At 33.2% G+C, this 17,844-nt stretch carries 18 protein-coding genes; 8 read left to right on the top strand and 10 right to left on the bottom strand.

The features are described 5' to 3' along the window. Positions 1–57 precede the first annotated feature (57 nt). From ACXR6G_RS00300 to nadA, 4 genes are all read right to left on the bottom strand, one after another. Positions 58–2,232, bottom strand: coding sequence for an ATP-binding protein (locus ACXR6G_RS00300; protein ID WP_458359394.1), 2,175 nt, complete (start codon positions 2,230–2,232; stop codon positions 58–60). A gap of 159 nt (positions 2,233–2,391) precedes the next feature. Further along, entirely contained in the window at positions 2,392–3,207 is an 816-nt protein-coding gene (locus ACXR6G_RS00295; RefSeq protein WP_458359393.1) for a mechanosensitive ion channel family protein, read from the bottom strand. 452 nt (positions 3,208–3,659) lie between these two features. Then, positions 3,660–4,475, bottom strand: coding sequence for a mechanosensitive ion channel family protein (locus ACXR6G_RS00290; RefSeq protein WP_458359392.1), 816 nt, complete (start codon positions 4,473–4,475; stop codon positions 3,660–3,662). Between the two features lie 146 nt (positions 4,476–4,621). Beyond that, a complete protein-coding gene (nadA, locus tag ACXR6G_RS00285) occupies positions 4,622–5,548 on the bottom strand; it encodes a quinolinate synthase NadA (RefSeq protein ID WP_458359391.1) in 927 nt (308 codons plus the stop codon). A 162-nt stretch (positions 5,549–5,710) separates the two neighbouring features. Between nadA and ACXR6G_RS00280 the strand changes: the two genes are divergently transcribed. Both ACXR6G_RS00280 and ACXR6G_RS00275 read left to right on the top strand, forming a co-directional pair. Beyond that, complete coding sequence (locus ACXR6G_RS00280) at positions 5,711–6,259, top strand: lysophospholipid acyltransferase family protein (protein ID WP_458359390.1); 549 nt, start codon at positions 5,711–5,713, stop codon at positions 6,257–6,259. 32 nt (positions 6,260–6,291) lie between these two features. Then, positions 6,292–7,074 (top strand): amidohydrolase, encoded by a 783-nt coding sequence (locus ACXR6G_RS00275; protein ID WP_458359389.1) that lies wholly within the window; start codon positions 6,292–6,294, stop codon positions 7,072–7,074. A gap of 90 nt (positions 7,075–7,164) precedes the next feature. Here the strand turns inward: ACXR6G_RS00275 and ACXR6G_RS00270 are convergent, their stop codons facing one another. Further along, positions 7,165–7,827 carry a B3/B4 domain-containing protein gene (locus ACXR6G_RS00270; RefSeq protein WP_458359388.1) on the bottom strand — a complete coding sequence of 221 codons (663 nt, stop codon included), beginning with the start codon at positions 7,825–7,827 and terminating at the stop codon, positions 7,165–7,167. A 114-nt stretch (positions 7,828–7,941) separates the two neighbouring features. On the opposite strand from ACXR6G_RS00270, the gene ACXR6G_RS00265 reads away from it, so the two are divergent. Next, on the top strand, positions 7,942–8,664 hold the full coding sequence (locus tag ACXR6G_RS00265; RefSeq protein WP_458359387.1) for an SDR family NAD(P)-dependent oxidoreductase: 723 nt from the start codon (positions 7,942–7,944) through the stop codon (positions 8,662–8,664). Here the strand turns inward: ACXR6G_RS00265 and ACXR6G_RS00260 are convergent. The 3 genes from ACXR6G_RS00260 to ACXR6G_RS00250 form a co-directional block, all read right to left on the bottom strand. Beyond that, positions 8,661–9,062, bottom strand: coding sequence for a (deoxy)nucleoside triphosphate pyrophosphohydrolase (locus ACXR6G_RS00260; protein WP_458359386.1), 402 nt, complete (start codon positions 9,060–9,062; stop codon positions 8,661–8,663). The genes ACXR6G_RS00265 and ACXR6G_RS00260 overlap by 4 nt on opposite strands. Positions 9,063–9,077: 15 nt before the next feature. After that, on the bottom strand, positions 9,078–10,247 hold the full coding sequence (locus ACXR6G_RS00255; RefSeq protein ID WP_458359385.1) for a DUF819 family protein: 1,170 nt from the start codon (positions 10,245–10,247) through the stop codon (positions 9,078–9,080). 120 nt (positions 10,248–10,367) lie between these two features. Further along, positions 10,368–11,435 carry a hypothetical protein gene (locus tag ACXR6G_RS00250; RefSeq protein WP_458359384.1) on the bottom strand — a complete coding sequence of 356 codons (1,068 nt, stop codon included), beginning with the start codon at positions 11,433–11,435 and terminating at the stop codon, positions 10,368–10,370. A gap of 166 nt (positions 11,436–11,601) precedes the next feature. Between ACXR6G_RS00250 and ACXR6G_RS00245 the strand changes: the two genes are divergently transcribed. Together ACXR6G_RS00245 and ACXR6G_RS00240 are read left to right on the top strand one after the other, a co-directional pair. Continuing rightward, on the top strand, positions 11,602–12,114 hold the full coding sequence (locus ACXR6G_RS00245; RefSeq protein ID WP_458359383.1) for a DinB family protein: 513 nt from the start codon (positions 11,602–11,604) through the stop codon (positions 12,112–12,114). Continuing rightward, positions 12,102–12,809: an NRDE family protein gene (locus ACXR6G_RS00240; protein WP_458359382.1), complete on the top strand. Its 708-nt coding sequence runs from the start codon at positions 12,102–12,104 to the stop codon at positions 12,807–12,809. The genes ACXR6G_RS00245 and ACXR6G_RS00240 overlap by 13 nt, the downstream gene beginning before the upstream one ends. Positions 12,810–12,908: 99 nt before the next feature. Here the strand turns inward: ACXR6G_RS00240 and ACXR6G_RS00235 are convergent, their stop codons facing one another. Both ACXR6G_RS00235 and ACXR6G_RS00230 read right to left on the bottom strand, forming a co-directional pair. Continuing rightward, on the bottom strand, positions 12,909–14,570 hold the full coding sequence (locus tag ACXR6G_RS00235) for a phosphoenolpyruvate carboxykinase (protein WP_458359381.1): 1,662 nt from the start codon (positions 14,568–14,570) through the stop codon (positions 12,909–12,911). Positions 14,571–15,425: 855 nt separating this feature from the next. Then, on the bottom strand, positions 15,426–15,935 hold the full coding sequence (locus ACXR6G_RS00230; protein ID WP_458359380.1) for a DUF6155 family protein: 510 nt from the start codon (positions 15,933–15,935) through the stop codon (positions 15,426–15,428). Positions 15,936–16,044: 109 nt separating this feature from the next. On the opposite strand from ACXR6G_RS00230, the gene ACXR6G_RS00225 reads away from it, so the two are divergent. From ACXR6G_RS00225 to rpmB, 3 genes are all read left to right on the top strand, one after another. After that, on the top strand, positions 16,045–16,551 hold the full coding sequence (locus ACXR6G_RS00225; protein WP_458359379.1) for a hypothetical protein: 507 nt from the start codon (positions 16,045–16,047) through the stop codon (positions 16,549–16,551). A gap of 184 nt (positions 16,552–16,735) precedes the next feature. Beyond that, complete coding sequence (locus tag ACXR6G_RS00220; protein WP_458359378.1) at positions 16,736–17,341, top strand: MarC family protein; 606 nt, start codon at positions 16,736–16,738, stop codon at positions 17,339–17,341. Positions 17,342–17,595: 254 nt separating this feature from the next. After that, complete coding sequence (gene rpmB / locus ACXR6G_RS00215; protein ID WP_458359377.1) at positions 17,596–17,838, top strand: 50S ribosomal protein L28; 243 nt, start codon at positions 17,596–17,598, stop codon at positions 17,836–17,838. The last annotated feature ends 6 nt before the right edge of the window (positions 17,839–17,844 follow it).

Genomic DNA, 17,844 nt, shown 5'->3' with positions numbered 1-17,844 from the left:
TTATGAGTATTAAAATATATTTCTAAAGAGATTTCTGATTGCAATAGATAAACCTATCTATTGCTGATTGGGAAGTTCAATAATAAAATGACTGCCTTTCCCCAACTCACTTTCCACAAAAATACGACCTTGATTTTTTTCTACAAGTTCTTTTACTAGAATTAATCCTAAACCTGAGCCTTTTTCTTCATTAGTACCTCTTGTACTGAAACTTTCATCAATTCTGAAGAGCTTATCCTGAGTTTCCTTATTCATACCAATACCTGAGTCACTAACTGCTAGTCGTAGTATATCATTGTTTTGGTGAACGCTGATGTTAATCGTTCCATTTTCAGGAGTGAATTTTATTGCGTTATTGATAAGGTTACAAAGACAAATATTTAATGTTGGCTGATCAGTATATACAAATTGACTAGGATTACAATCAACTTTAAGTTCTATATTCTTGGTTCGTGCATTGAGCTTATAAGTATTCAAAACAGATTCGATTAGGTTGATGATGAAAAACTCTGTTTGTTTTATTTCAATCAAACCTTTCTGGGAGCGAGACCACTCAAGTAAGTTTTCTAAAAGCGTAAATGTTGAATTGGCTGTTTCAGATAAATCGGTAATCATTTGTTTCTTTTCATCATCATTCATATCATCAAACTGAAGTTTGAGGATATTTGAAAAACCCAAAAGAATATGGAAAGGATTCAATAGGTCATGAGCGATAATAGAGAAGAATTTATCCTTGGTAGCATTTACTTCTCTAAGTTTTGATACGGTGGCGTTTAACTTATTAATCAATAAATCAAGCTCTTGTTTTTGGAGATTTATTTTCTTGTTTTTTGAAACTAAGTCATTCGATAACAACTTTTGTTTGCGGTATTGCCAGATTGCAAAAAAGAGCAACAAACCAATCAAGATCGAAAATACGATCATATAATTGAGGGTATACTTCTGGTTTGATATTTTTAATTCTTGAACTTGTGTTTTTGATTTGAGGAGTTGATTTTCTTTAATTTTATTCTTGGTGTCGTATTGTGTTTCCAGTTTTGATAATTCAAGAGCTTTTTTATCGGTATAAATACTTCTCTCAATCTGATTGTGAAGAGATAAATATTTATAGGCAGAGTCAAGTTTGTTGTTGGCTTTATAAACCTTTGCTAGTGTTTTATAAACAGATTTTTGGCTTGATTTGTGTTCTGTCCCTCTTATCAATTTGTGAGCCTGTAGTGATAGAGTTAAAGCCTCGTGGTGATCCTTAGTTTTTAGATAACACAATGCCATACTTACAAGTGCAATTGCTTCACCACTAATGTATTTCTGAATTTTGGAATTTTCATATGATTTACTGTAATGGAAAAGGGCTTCTTCAAATTTAGATTCCTGATCGAAAATGAGACCAATTTGTCTGTGCGCCATCCCTATATACTTATGATTTCCGATCTTTTCAGCGCGCTCTAATGCTTTAGAATAGTAATAAATAGAACTGTCTTTTTGATGTGTTAAATTATAGGCATTTCCAAGTTGCAGTTCTGCTACTAAAATATTTTGTATGTCATTTGACTTGGTCGAAATTTTCAAAGATTTTTGAATGGATTTAATAGCTTCAGAATAATTTTTGTTCTTGAGATAGATGTATGCAATATTGTTTAGTGATGAATATGTCATATTCTCCTTACCAATCTTCTCTAAAAGTTCAATGGCTTTAATATTAAATTCTAAGGCTTGAGGGTAATTGGAAATTTTAAGCTGAATTAAGCCCAAGTTGTTGTAAATAAATGCTTGTAAAAGTTTGTCATTAACTTCTTTTGCAATTATAAGTGCATTTTCAAAAATTTCTATAGCCTCAGAATACTTTTGTTGTTCTATAAGGATAAGACCAATGCCATTCTGGCTATCACCGATCAAGCGTTTTATATTTTTATCAAGACAATAATCAAATGATTTGTAATAATAATAAAGAGCGCTATCGGTCTTGTTTTTCTTGTAATAGAACTGTCCCAGAATATTATAAGATTTAATTATTCCCTTTTGATTATCATCTTTGAATGCAAGATGTAAGGCTTTATTAGCAAAATGCTTAGCACTATCATTTGAAGAAAAAGAATAGCGTTCAGCAATCTGGTTTAAGCGTTCTACTTTTTCTATTTTATTTGATGAATGTAATAATAATTTTAGGCTATCAATATTTTGAGATTTAAGGTTCGTACTGAAGAAAATACAAATAATAAGTAGATAGCGCATATACAAGAAATAGAAGGGTACGGATAGATTGAGTTTTTAAAAATACACAAATTTATCAGACCTAAAAAAAGCCTAGAGATCTTTTATCTCTAGGCTTTGTATCTTTTAAGACTTACTAATTTGAATCAAATACAGATTTGCAAATTAATAAGTTAAGGATTAATCATTTTTATGAACATGTACATCCATTTGTGGGAAAGGAATATTAAGTCCTTCATTACCGAATGTCTTATAAACGTTCTCATTTAAATCGAAGAAAACACCCCAGTAATCTGGTGCTTTTACCCATGCTCTAACAGCAAAATTAACTGAACTATCAGCTAACTCCGAAACAGCAATAAACACTTCAGGGGCTTTAAGAATTCTTGAATCCGCATCACAAAGTCTTTTGATAACAGCTCTCGCTTTATCAACATCATCACCATAAGCAATGCCTATTGTCCAATCAACTCTTCTCTCTTCTTCAGTTGAATAATTGATCATCGAAGAGGTCGATAAGCCTCCATTAGGGATGATAATTGTTTTGTTATCAGGAGTCGTAACGATTGTATTGAAAATCTGGATTTCTTTCACAACGCCCATATAGCCTTGTGCTTCAATGAAATCACCAATTTTGAAAGGCTTAAATATTAGGATCATAACACCGCCAGCAAAATTTTGCAAAGTGCCCGATAAAGCCATACCTACAGCTAAACCTACAGCACCTAAGATGGCAATAAATGAAGTCATTTCAATACCAAGCATGCCTAAGGCACTAATAAATAACATCACCTTAAGTAACATCCCTACTAGCCCTTTTAAAAATGGTTTTAAAGAATCATCCATTTTGCTCTTGTCCATCATTTTACCGAAAGCGCGGATCATCCCTTTAATAATCCATCCTCCGATAATAAGAACAACAATCGCTCCTAGTAATTTGGGTCCGTAATCAACGCCAATCTGAATTAATTGATCTAAAATTTTATCTGTATTCATAATTATTATAGTATATATGGTGTAATCGAATTCTATCAATTTTTTAATTGAGCATCAAAACTACGCCCATTAAATTTTATTATCAAATATTTTATGAAAGATTTGAATAACATCCAATTTATCCATGCCAATGGATTATGACTTGTTTCAAAAAATGAAAATATGATTTATTATACAGATAATTCAAGCATTCTAGTAAATGGAGCTTTTGCCTTTTCCATAATACTTTCTCGAAGAATGATTTCAGGTTGTACATTCTTGAGTGGCAGGTAGATCTTCTCCATAGTGTTAGTATCTATATAATCAGGTCCACATTTCTTTCTACAATCTATTTTATAAGAATAATGAATATCACAAAAAAAAGCCTGGAGATCTTTTATCTCCAAGCTTTGTATCTTTTAAGACTTACGAATCTGAATCAAATACAGATTTTCAAATTAATAGGTGAAGAATTAATTGTTTTTGTGAACATGTACATCCATTTGTGGAAAAGGAATGTTAAGTCCTTCAGAACCAAATGTCTTATAAACGTTCTCATTTAAATCGAAGAAAACACCCCAGTAGTCAGGAGCTTTTACCCATGCTCTAACAGCAAAATTAACTGAACTATCTGCTAACTCCGAAACTTGAATAAATACTTCTGGATCTTTTAGAATTCTTGAATCTGCATCACACAGTCTTTTGATAACAGCTCTTGCTTTATCAACATCATCTCCATAAGCAATCCCAATTGTCCAATCAACTCTTCTCTCTTCTTCAGTAGAATAATTTGTCATCGAAGAGGTCGATAAGCCTCCATTAGGGATGATAATTGTTTTATTATCTAAAGATGTTAAGATTGTGTTAAAAATCTGGATTTCTTTCACAAGGCCTAAATAGCCTTGAGCTTCAAGGAGATCACCAATTTTAAAGGGTTTAAATATTAGGATCATAACGCCACCAGCAAAATTCTGTAGCGTACCAGAAAGAGCCATACCTATGGCTAAACCAGCAGCACCAAAAATGGCAATAAAGGAAGTCATCTCAATACCAATCATTCCTAATACACTTATGAATAGAAGTGCTTTAAGTAACATGCCAACAAGTGACTTTAAAAATGGTTTAAGGGATTCGTCCGTCTTGCTTTTATCCATCATCTTGCCGACTGCTCGGACTAATACTTTAATTACCCAGCCCCCTATAATCAGAACGATTATTGCTCCAATTAATTTAGGTCCATAATCAACTCCAATTTGAATTAATTGCTCAGAAATTTTCTCTGTATCCATAGTATATATATTAATAAAAGGTGTAATTGAATATTAAAATTACACCCTTTATATTCTATTGTCAAATATTTTATGAATGATTTGAATAACATCCAACTTATCTATGTGAATGGATTATGACTTGTTTCAAAAATTGCAAATACAATTTATTTTATAGATAAATCGAGCATTCTAAGAAGTGGAGCCTTCGCTTTTTCCATAATATCCTTAGGAAGAATGATTTCAGGTTGCTCATTTTTTAAAGCCAAGTAGATCTTTTCCATTGTATTTAATTTCATATACGCACAATCGTTGCATGCACACGATTCGTCGGCAGGAACGATTAGGAATTCTTTTTCAGGGGAATCTTTCTTCATTTGGTGAAGAATGCCTGTTTCTGTCGCAACAATAAACTTTTTAGATTCGGAATTCTTAGTGTAGTTTAGCATGGCTGTAGTAGAACCAACAAAATCAGCAAGAATAAGAACGGGGTGAGTACATTCTGGATGTGCTATAAGAGTTGCATCTGGGTTTTCAATTTTCATCTGCATGATTTTTTCAGCAGATAAAATATCATGTACTTCGCAAGATCCATCCCAAAGGATCATTTCTCTTCCAGTAACTTCATTGATATAACGACCTAAATTCTTGTCAGGTGCAAATATAATTTTCTGATCCTTAGGATATGATTCAACAATTTGGACTGCATTTCCAGAAGTGCAAATGACGTCAGACAGTGTTTTAATCTCAGCTGAGCAATTGATATAGGAGATAACAATGTGATCAGGATATTTGGCTTTAAACTTAGCAAATTCATCTCCAGGACAAGATTCTGCTAGTGAACAACCTGCATTCATATCTGGAATTAAAACTTTACGATTGGGGTTTAAGATCTTTGCTGTTTCGCCCATAAAATGGACACCTGCAAATAAAATAATATCAGCTTTAGTCTCTGCAGCATATTGTGCAAGTGCTAAGCTATCGCCTTTGAAATCGGCTATTTCTTGTATATCAGGAGTTTGGTAGTAGTGCGCTAAAATAACAGCATTTTTTTCCTTTGCTATTTTTAAAACTTTATCTCTCATTGCATCCATTATCTTTATGCTTAAAGTGTAGAAATTAAGATGCAAATATCTTTAAATTGTTGGGTAAATCAAAATTGAATCAGAAAAAAGGAGAAGTCTTTATTTTAGTACCTTTGGCGAAGAATCTTCAGATTACAGAATTGAAGATTATATTATACTATAAACAAACGAATGAAAGTAAAAATAAGTCAATTCATCCTTAAACTATCTGGATGGAAATATATAGGTGAAATTCCTACTGAAAAAAAAGCGGTTGTTATTGCTGCACCGCATACATCTAATTGGGACTTTGTTTGGGGGAAAATGGCTTTTGTCGCACATAATATCAACACAACAGTTCTAATGAAAAAAGAATTTTTCTTTTTTCCACTTGGTGCCATTTTCAGATCGATGGGTGTAATGGCCATAGACAGAAGCAAAAAAAGCAATTTAACGGATCAATTAGCCGAGGAATTTGCTAAGCGTGATGAGCTTTACTTATCACTTTCACCAGAAGGCACAAGGAGTAGACGACCTGTATGGAAAAGAGGATTCTATTTTATAGCACTTAAAGCAAATGTTCCTATCTTGTTAGGAGACTTGAATTATGAGACTAAAACTTTGAGTTTTATTGAAACCTTCTATCCAACAGGAGATGTAGAAGCTGATATGGCATATATTAAATCTAAGTATAAGAACTCAAAGCCAAAGTATCCAGAGCTTTTTTCAACAGGAGATTAAATTCGTTTATTGGGAATTTTAAATATTATGGTATGTCAGATATTCTAAGACTTAGTTTGGTTCAGTCCAATTTGCTTTGGGGAGATGTCAAAGCAAATTTAGAGCAATTCACTCAACAATTATCTAAATTGAAGGGGAAGAGTGATTTGATCGTTTTACCTGAGATGTTTACATCTGGGTTTATGATGTCTGGTAAAGATGAAATTTCTTCATATACTGATGTGGCTGTTGCCTGGATGTGTGAACAAGCTAAAAACTTAGATTCTCATATCATGGGAAGTTTAATTGTATGTGAAAACAATGCCTATTATAATCGAATGTATACGGTTTCTCCTCAAGGTGAAATTTCAACCTACGATAAGCGACATTTGTTTCGAATGGGAAATGAACATGAGCACTTTGTGGGTGGGAAGGATAAGGGAATTGTGAAAATTGGAGAATGGAGAATTCGCCCAATTGTTTGCTACGATCTACGTTTCCCAGTGTGGAGTCGCAATCAGCAAGATTATGATCTTTTAATTTGTGTGGCTAACTGGCCTGATGCACGTCGTGATGTGTGGAATACGATTTTAAAAGCCCGATCGATTGATAACCAGGCATATGTTGCTGGGGTTAATCGTGTAGGAAAGGATGGTATGGATCTAAGTTATGCCGGAGATTCTTCCTTATATGATGCTCGTGGTATATTAATGGGGAAATGTGAAGATTATATGAATGATATTCAAACGATACATCTATCACTGGATAAACTACGAAATTTTAGAACTAAGTTTCCTGTTTATCTTGATGCCGATGATTTTGAGATAAAAATGTAAGTCAAAAAATATGAATTAAAATTGAATCCTGAGAAAGCATTTAAGATATGTCAACTCAGGATTATTTTTTTGTGGTAATCGATAAGATCTTTAGATCGTCAACTTTTTAATATTTCTAGCTTCGGTATATTTTTCTAGCAAATTTTCTGCCAAATTCATGCTATCATCTAATTCATCTTCCCCTTGGAATGAAATAAAAATCATTAGGAAATTCTGACAAGACAAGTCGATTTGTGTACGAAGAGAATCACTGGTTGCACTACCAAAAGGACCCAGATCGTCACGAAAAATAGGAAGGAACTCTATATTTAATTGCCCTCGGCCAATACCTTGATATTCTTCATCAGTTTCGCCTAAACCCATATTAATATCGCCTATAATTTTGTCTGCATTATATCCGCCAATAGAAAAGCCAGACTTGATGGAAACCAAATTAAGTAAATCAACCACATTATTGATTTTGTACAAGCCTTTTCCGTTCACAATTCGTCTTAATAGAGATTCTGCAGAAAGTCGATATCTATTGGGATCTTTTCCAACACGACGATAGCCATTTTTAGAGGATAGTATTGTGCTTTTGTTCCGAATGTCTTCTACAGATAAATCTATCTCAATTTGTTTGATATATGGATTGATTTCGTTCCAAAGCTTATCACTATTTTCAGTGACTTTTACCTCGCATTCTATCACGCCTAGCTTTAGATCTGGACATAGTTTTGCTAATTGTGGCTCAATTTTTATTATTCGGTTCATATTTAAATAGATTAAAATCAAATTTACTGATTAATTGAATTTATTCAGACTTTAAACGACTCAAAATATATAATTGATGTATTTTTGAAAATAGCTATTATTTAGGATAAGAATATGGAAGGTAAAACAGCATTAATAACGGGATCAGCTAAGAGAATTGGGAAAGAATTAGCTCTTCATTTGGCAAAACAATCTTGGAATTTGGCACTTCATTATAATACTTCAAAAGGAGAGGCTATGGCTTTGAGAGATTACCTTAAAGCTATATATCCTAAGCAGGTATTTAAAGTGTTTTGCTGCAATCTTTCCGATGAGATTGCCTGTGAATCTCTAATCTCTGAGGTCAACAAGGAATTTGGACAGATTGATCTTTTAATTAATAATGCTTCTGTTTTTGATCCTGCTTTGATTAAGGGAACGAGTATAGCTCTTTTCAATGATCAGGTGAATATCAACTTTAAAGCACCTTTTATTTTAATGCGCGATTATGCCAATATTTGTAAAAAGGGAGTCATTTTGAATTTCCTGGATACACGAATAAGCAAGCATGCACCTGACTTTGCTGCTTATAGTCTATCTAAAGTTGCATTATCTCATCTGACTCAAATGGCTGCTTTGGAATTTGGACCTGATATTAGAGTAAATGGGATTGCACCAGGTTCTACTATTGCTCCACTTAATGCCGATGAAAATTATTTAGAAGATAGAGCTGCTTCAACACCAATGAATGTACCAGGAGGCATACAGCCCATTTTAAAATCGCTGGATTACATTCTGGATAATAACTTTCTAACAGGACAAATTTTGTTTTGTGATGGGGGAGAGCAGCTGACTTAATTGGAGTTGTCAATTAATCTGTTAACAATTGGTAAATCGGCTTCTGCCCAGTCTAGATCATAAATTTGATCTAAAGTCAGCCACTTTATGTCCTGATGAGCTAAAAGTTGGAAATTGCCCAGGATATGTTCTACAAAGTATGCTTTTAGCTTGACAATTTTGTCTCCATAGTCGTGGGTATTCTCACATAGAAACTTGCCACATTTAGCTTGAATATTGAATTCTTCATGTAATTCTCTCTCTATGCAGGCTTCGGGGCTCTCACCAATTTCAATTTTCCCACCCGGAAATTCCCATTTACCTCCCTGTTCGCTGGTACCTTTTCTTTGTGCACAAAGAAAGCGATTATCCTTTTGGATAATCGCAGCTGTGACTTCAATTGTTTTTTTTGAATTCATATTTTAAAGTATGATCTAGCTTAGGAATACTGCTATAGATACACCAATAAATGTTCCGATAATATAGCCTAAAATACCGACTAGAATTCCCGGAGTAATTAGTTTCTTTTGTCCCATTGAGGCAGCCATAGGTGCTGCTACAGAAGGTCCCATTATATTTGCAGCAGACGAGATAACGACTTCGTATACATCTAATTTGAAAAGTTTTGCCAGTGCCAATAAGAAAACGAAATGGAACGTCATGATAGTGATATAGAATCCTAGAATTGCAGGACCGATCTCGAAAATCTGATGAATATTAGTTGCTGCTCCAATTACCGCTAAGAAAATATACATCATCCATATACCAACAGAAAAAGCCGTGTTTTCTAATGCTTTTAGGCGTTTAGGAAAAAGGTTGGCAGCTAAAACAGCCAATAGGGTAATGAGTAGAATGCTAAGATTGAGTTCCGTATTTATTAAGTTTTGTAAATAAGGAGCTAAGAAATTTCCTGTTCCAGCAATTAGGGCTGCAATGAAAACAGATACTGCAATACGTTCTATAGTAATTGGGTATTCATCCTTCTGATTATCTTCATTAGAATCGATTTCATTCTCTTTCTTTGGTTTTACAAAGAATCGCGCTAAAAACATGAGCGATGGTGTTAGAAAAAGAAATAGCGTATAAAGATTTGAAACCAAATTATCTACAGCAATAGTTGCAGTAAACATAGGATTGGTGCTGAAATTTAAACTCTCTGCAGCTGCAATAAAGTTAACGCTACCCCCAATTAGAGTGGCAGCAATTACACCAGCAGTATTACCAGCATCTTCACCCAAATCGATCAATGAAAAAGCTAGAAAGCAACCTAATACTATCCCTATCGCTCCAATAATATAGGCTAATAGTAGCTTACCACTTTCCTTTACGATTTTCAGTAAATTAGAGCTAAACAATAGCATTGGAATTGAGATAGGAATAAAATAGGTGAAAACCATATCGTAAACTTCAACCTTCACGTTTGGGTTAGAAGCTACAGGGAGAACACCCAACATGGCTAAAATTGACATGGATATCATGGTAACAAGAATTCCCGATAGTTTTCCAAACCATTTTTTGTGTTCAGAATAAATACCAAAAGCAGCACCACCGGCTACAACGAAAAAGAGTATAAAATGACTGTCGGGAGAAATAAATGATTCCATAAAGTGTGTTTAAAAATTGGGCTGCAATTTAGCTAATTTGTGTCTTAAAAAAAGCAGGAGTTAATTGATTTAGTAAAATAGACTTCTAATTGAAACACTTAGAAATGATTAACTGTATTTTCATTTAGCATTAATGGGCTTAGATATCCGTTTTTTACCAAAAAGGTGATGTAATAATCCTCTGATCAAGTCGAAAAAAGGCATAGGTTTAATTCCTAAAGCTATATTAGCTTGGCTAATTCTGTAAACCAAATTCATATGTTTGATGACTTCCTTATAAGCATTAAACAGGGAGAAGTCTGGATCGTAAATATGGGCAGGTTCAGAATTGGTGCCATTAATTTCCAAAATCTTAATATTTTCACCTTCATATAAATCTTGAATACTATTGACTTTAATGTCGAAACGACCATAAAAGAACCCATCCAAAGGCCTAGCAATTTCTCTAAAGACTCTTACTAGATCTTCATTTATTAAATGTGTGCCATCTAGAAATTTTGTCCCACGACTATGGTTACCTATGGGTTCCACTTTAAATGTGATGCCCTCTGGAACGATGATGTTCCATTTATTAGGGTATCTTTTCTTAAAATATTTTAAACGAGATCTTGCTCTGAATTTCTTAGATAATAATTTCCCAAAGCTATCTCGTCCATTCCCAGTAATGCTAAGAAATTCCTTCATAACGACAGAACTGATGCCATCTTGTGTGCTGTTTGGGAAACGATGATAGAAGATTCCCAATTCGATTGAATGGGCAACAAATTCTTGAATAATAAGATCTTCATTGATAATTTTCAGATAGTTTTCCAGGTCCTTTTCATTATCAATCTTTTCAACACCACGGCCTCGCTCTCCGACATTAGGTTTTGCAATGATAGGAAACGGAATCTCATTTTCATTCATGAGTTTAGTAATATCTACTTTAGATTTTTCTTTTGCAACGAAAAAATCTTTGGTATGATATTCTGAAGACAGTAAATTGAGTAATTTAGTTTTATCTGTTCCGTAGGCACCACCATATGCCATCTGGGGATTAGCAGCTGTGAAATAGGCAAATGATCTGCTTTTTATGGCTAAAACAAAACCATATAAAAACATGGGTGCATAGAATAACCAGGATGGCCAAAATTCAAAATTGATCCATTTGATTATAAATTGAGGGTAATAATATTTCTTTCGGGTCATAGTTTAGGTTTAGGTTTTTAAATATATAAGAAATATTAATCTATAAGTATAGTCTCAATAAAAAAGATCTGAAAATCTTAAATATAGAACCAAGTGAAATTCATCATTAAAGAATTATATAATACGGCTAGTTTTTAATATCTTGTTTTTGAAAAAATCTAACTCTATGCAAATCATAAATGCTTCTAAAGAAATATGCAAACAGTTATTTCAGCTGTGCGATAAATTAGACAATAAGGAATACGCCCATTGCTCTTCTCTTTTAATGGGAAGTTCAATTGGAAAGCATATGCGCCATATCATTGAATTCTATGATTTATTAAGAGAAGGCTCAGAGATTGGAGAAGTTAATTATGACACTCGTGTTCGTAATGTTCAGATTGAGACTGAATTTGAAGCTGCAAAGGATAGACTGGCTTCTATTTTGTCTTGGTTAGATGAATTAACAGTGAATAAAAATATGAGTGTTTACTTCCAATTTAATATGGAGAATGATACTTTGAAGCAAGTTAGGTCTAATTTAATGCGTGAGTTAGCCTATAATTTGGAGCATGCAATTCATCATATGGCCCTGATGCGTATTGCTCTCGATCAACAATTTTCTCATATAAATATTGATCCCAATTTTGGTTTAGCCTATTCTACAATTCGTTATAATAAAAACCAATGTGCACGTTAAGCTATATTCCTATTTCAGATAAGGATTTCATTTTAACAACCAATAGAGATGAAAACCCTAGACGTATTGCTTTAAGTCCAAAGAAATACCTCCACAAGGGGCTTGAACTTCTTTATCCTAAAGATTCAAAAGCCAATGGGAGTTGGATAATTAGTAATTGTATTGATACGACGCTCTGCTTACTTAATGGTGCTTTTGAAAGACATCAGCGCCGAACAGATTATAGACAAAGTAGAGGATTGATGCTTCTAGATTTTTTTCAATATCCAAGTATCAGAAGATTTATCGACAATTATCAGTTTGAAGGTATTGAAGCATTTACACTCGTTATTCTAGAAAGCAAGTGTGGACTGCAATTAACAGAGCTTGTTTGGGATGAGCAAAAATTACATGTGAGAGAACTACTAAGCAATGAAACTAATTTTTGGTCATCAACAACTTTATATACCAACGATATGAAATTGGAACGTGAACAATGGTTTAGGAATTGGTTGGATAATGAAACTCATTTAGATGAAAATACTATTCTTAAGTTCCATAAAACGGGTGGAGTTGGTAATATGGAGTATGGTTTATTTATGAATAGAAGAGGCCTTGTAAGAACGGTTAGTATCACTCAGATAGTTGGAAGTGAGAAAGGACATTTGATGAAATATCTCAATTTGTTAGAAGAGGAGGATTGCAATACAATATAAATGATCGAAAATATTTCGAGGATAAAATAAAAAATGGCTATCAAATTAAATTGATAGCCATTTTTTTATGCTTGGTTTCTGACTAAATCAGAGTATCTATTATTTACCAGGACATTGAGCAATGATATTAGCCTCGATGTCTTGCTTGCTATAAGCCTTGTCGTAATTTGCAGAGAATTTAAGTGCTAAGTTTTCGGCAGTTATCTTATAAGCATTTTTGTCTTCCCATGTATTGATAGGAATTAACATTTCTGTAGGAACGTTAGGGCAAGTTGTAGGAATATTCACGTGGAATAATTCATCTTTAACATACTCAACATTGTCAAGGTCACCATTAAGAGCAGCATCAACCATTGCTCTGGTATACTTCAACTTGATACGAGATCCCGTTCCGTATGAGCCACCGCTCCATCCTGTATTAATAAGGAATACATTGGTGTTATGCTCATCCATTTTTTCACCTAACATATCTGCATAGATATTTGGATTACATGGCATAAATGGCTGTCCAAAGAAACGAGAGAAAGTAGCCTGTGGTTCAGTTACTCCGGTTTCTGTACCAGCTAACTTTGATGTATATCCCATTAAGAACCAAAGCATCGCTTGTTCTTTCGATAATTTTGATACTGGAGGCAATACGCCATAAGCATCAGCAGTTAGGAAAAGAATTGTATTTGGATGACCAGCTGTTGACTCTGGTTTAATATTGCTTAAGAACTCAAGAGGGTATGAGGCACGAGAGTTTGGCGTGTATCTGGTATCGAAGAAATCGATATTCCCATCAGGATACATCATTGCATTCTCAATAATAGCACCATGTTTTTTATAATCGGCATTGTGCATGACTGCATCCCAAATCTCTGGCTCATTTTTTCGCTCCATGTCGATCATCTTCGCATAACAACCATTTTCAAAATTGAAAATACCCTTATCGCTCCAACCATGCTCATCGTCACCTAGAAGTGCACGATTAGGATCAGCAGAAAGTGTTGTTTTACCAGTACCTGAAAGGCCTAATAATAATGCTGAATCTTTTCCTTTCCCTTCGTTTGCAGAGCAATGTAATGGTAATACACCATTAAAAGGAAGTAGGTAGTTCATCACAGTAAACATCAATTTCTTCATGCTACCCTGATATTGAGAGCCATATACAATACCAATTCTTCTATCAACATCAACAACGACACAAAGTCCAGATGTTTCACCATTAGGCAAGTCGCGTACTAAGCCTTTATAACGATCTTTGTCAAGCTCGTCGTTTGGAAGTGCAATAAGTTGGAATTCTTGACCAGCAAAAACCGAATTCTGAATATCTTCTGGTACAGGTCGGAACATATTGTCAATGAAAACCTGATTTAGAGCTTTGTCAGAAGTTGTTTTAACTGGAAGAGCATATTTTGAATCAGCCCCAATTACTCTGGTTGTTGTAAATACAGTCTTTTTGCTTTGAATAGTCTTTAATGCATCTTCATAGATGAGTGCAAACGTTTGCGGACTAAGACCGATATTATTAGGTGAAGTCCAGTCAATATTTGATTCACTTTCTGGGTTTCTAACAATATATGTGTCTTTAGGGCTACGACCTGTTGAGTTAGATGGTGTCCAAGTTGCAAGAGCTCCATTGGGTGTTACTATGGCATCTTTGTTATCAACTGCCTTTGTAATTAAATCTTCTCTAGAAAGATTTTCTCTAACATCTTGATGCGCTTCTAAAACTTTTTGTAGTTCTTCAATCATGCTTATTTGAATTGTACTCATCATATTATTTTTAGGTTTGGAACCCCAAAACTATGATGAGATATTTAACTATCCTAATATGTACATCTATTTTTTCTGTTTATTTATTATCTATTCTCATTGATGTTTTGTAGGTTTACCGTGGGAAAGAAGTTGTATATCTACCTGATATATTAGCATTTCCACTTTTTTCTATTTTACAATCTCTCCTTAGGTCTTTATTATCAATTGTTTCAGACTGTCTTGTCTTTTTATATCACTCTATTAGAGAAAAAAAGTGTTAATCATATTTCATGCAAACGATTCCGTAAAAATGAAGATTTAAATGAATTCTGTGATGTTTTTCTTTTAATACAAGAAAAAAAACAACTAAAAAGGGCGTTTAATTATCTCATATCGGAATTCATAATTTACTTAAAAGGAGGGAGTTTTCCAAACAATAAAATCTACCTTAATATGAGAGTGAATATTCTGGCCTTTTTATTTTTGAAGAATATATCGGTTTAAAAATTAGTTTAAGAATTGAGTTGAATAATTTTTGCAAAAAAAATGCCCACGTCTTAGGGGGACATGGGCAAATACTCTAAAGGACTAATTAACCTACTAACCAAGCTTTCGCTTGTAATCATTTTGTTTGCAAATCCTATATTTCTATAATAGAATCTCCGAACTAAAGATATAAATATAATTGATTTATAAATCTAATTTTAATCATATTTTTCTTGTTTATAACGATTTTATTAAGGACATAAGAAATCTACTACTCATTTTTAATCGTGAAAAAGCGTTGCTTTATCGAGTGGGAAATATGTTTAACCTGCTGATGGTTAGTTGTAAATATGTGGATGTCTGTATTTGTTAATTTAATTATTGTTTACTCTATAGACGGTTTAAAAAGCGTTCAAATAAATTTTGATTAAACCAATTTTGATTTAAACTTTGATCCGCAATTTTCTCAAAACGAGTTGAGTATTCTTTCATTAGACCATTATCAGATGTGTAATTTATAGCTTCCTCGTATGATTTTAATATGCTTTTACAAAAAGCTTCTTTGATAATCTCTTTTTCTGCCGAATAGGTTTGTGCAATTTCAATATTATAAAGCATGATGTCGGAAATTAGAGATGGATCAACACCGAGTCGTTTAAAATGACGTATATAGCTTTGTGCAACAGAGCGTCTACATTTAGCTTTTCTCTTAGTATGAGGGAAGTATTCTTTTGAAATTTTAAACTTACATTCTTCAATCAGTTTATTCTCTTTAGGATTAAAAGCAAAATCATAGTATTCTTTTACCTCTTTAAACCGAGTGTAGAGTTCTAATATTTGATCTTGTAATTGTTCTTTGTTAAGATCATGTGTGTATCGTTTTAAATCGCGCTTGCTCATGGAATATAGTTTAAGTCAATTGCTAATTAGTTTATTTACACTTAACAATTGTTTATTGGTCGCTCAAAAATAAGTAATATTGTATTAGTAATATTAAGATGTAGAATCGATGGAGCAAGAAAGTATCTCACGATTGGAGATTTTAGAAAATATAATGGAATTTTATAAAGTTCAACCAGGAATGAATAAAGACGGAAATTTGGAGAAAATAGAAGAGTATTTATTATTAATGCATGCTTTATATACTGATTCTTCACAAGAACTAGATGAATTGGATATTAATGATGTAGATTTTATTGAAAATCTTTTTGATTGTTTTAATGGTTATCTGAATGCAGTTGGGGAGGAGATGGATAAGATATTTGATGAAAACACAATGGACTTGACTCTAATTCCAATTTATGGCTTTTCAATTATTTTACCTATTCATGCTATAGAAATGATCAAGAGCTGGAATAAATCAGAACAGGATATATGGCAAATTGGAGATGAATTGTCAAAACTGGAAGGATTGGTTGAGGAAGATTTATTCTTTGAGAATTTCTTAGATTTAATTGAGAAGTTAATGTTGCGTATAAATGCAAAGCTGGTGATTGCAGTTGAGAACCTAATTTAATTAGATGCATGATTGAAATGTTATAATTCTAACAAAAAACAAATAAACTGTGTTATATTTGCTCGATTTTCGAATTGAGTTGATCTTTTAACAATATGTGGTGATTGTTTGAATTAAATGGATAATTCTTTTCAATATGTAAATATGTTTCATCCTGATACATTCGGGGCTTAAAAATAATAGTATGCATTTTAGTTTTATTGAGATTCTTTCTGCTTTTATGGTTTTGTTTGCTGTAATTGATATTATTGGAACTATTCCAATTCTTGTTGACCTGAAGAAAAAAGGTGGTGAGATAAAAGCCTTAAAAGCTAGTTTAGTGGCACTTGCTGTGTTAATTGGCTTTACTTTTTTGGGAGAGAAGCTTTTAGGATTATTCGGTGTTGATATTTCAAGCTTTGCAATAGCAGGTTCTTTTATTCTATTTATAATGGGAGTGGAGATGGCGCTTGGTCTTGAAATTATAAAGTATGATGGTCCTTCTGGTGTTTCAATTGTTCCAATTGCATTTCCATTAGTTGCAGGAGCAGGTTCTTTTACTTCAGTAGTAGCACTTCGTGCTGAATATGCACTTGAAAATATAATTGTGGCCTTAGTTTTGAATTTATTTATCGTTTATATGGTACTAAGATCGACCTCAATTGTTGAACGTTTTTTAGGTGAAGGTGGGATACATATATTACGAAAAGTGTTCGGAATCATTCTGTTGGCAATATCGGTAAAACTCTTCATGACCAACGTTGCTATCTCTATAAAATCCTTAATTCCGATGATTAAGGATGTCTTATAGAAAATAAGCTTGAAATAATTTCGAATTTTGGCTTATAAATAGGGATTTATGCTAACTTTGCCCCTTCAAATAATTTGAAGAAAAAGCTGTGTGCTACTTTATTATTAGGCTTTCTTGATGCTACATGTCAGTCAGAAAATAAAATTTGCGATTTCACTGTAAAAAACTTACAAATAGATTTGAATAATTCGAAAATTATTGCGTATTTTGCGCACTGTTTGAAAAGCATTTAAGGAAAAAAAATAATCTGGACTATGTCAAGAGTTTGTCAAATTACTGGAAAGAGCGTAATGGTGGGAAATAACGTTTCTCACTCAAAAAGAAGAACTAAAAGAAAATTTTATCCGAATCTATTCGATAAAAAGTTCTATCTTCCTTTGGAAGATCGCTGGATTGAATTAAGAATTTCTGCTGCCGGAGTACGTCTAATTAACAAATTAGGTGTTGAAGGTGCTTTGAAAAAAGCTCAAGAAAAAGGATTTATTAAAAAATATTAAAAGGCA

The organism is Ancylomarina sp. YFZ004 (assembly GCF_054254355.1).
Note: the sequence above shows the minus strand (reverse complement) of the source record. Positions and strands in the feature narration are given on the sequence as shown.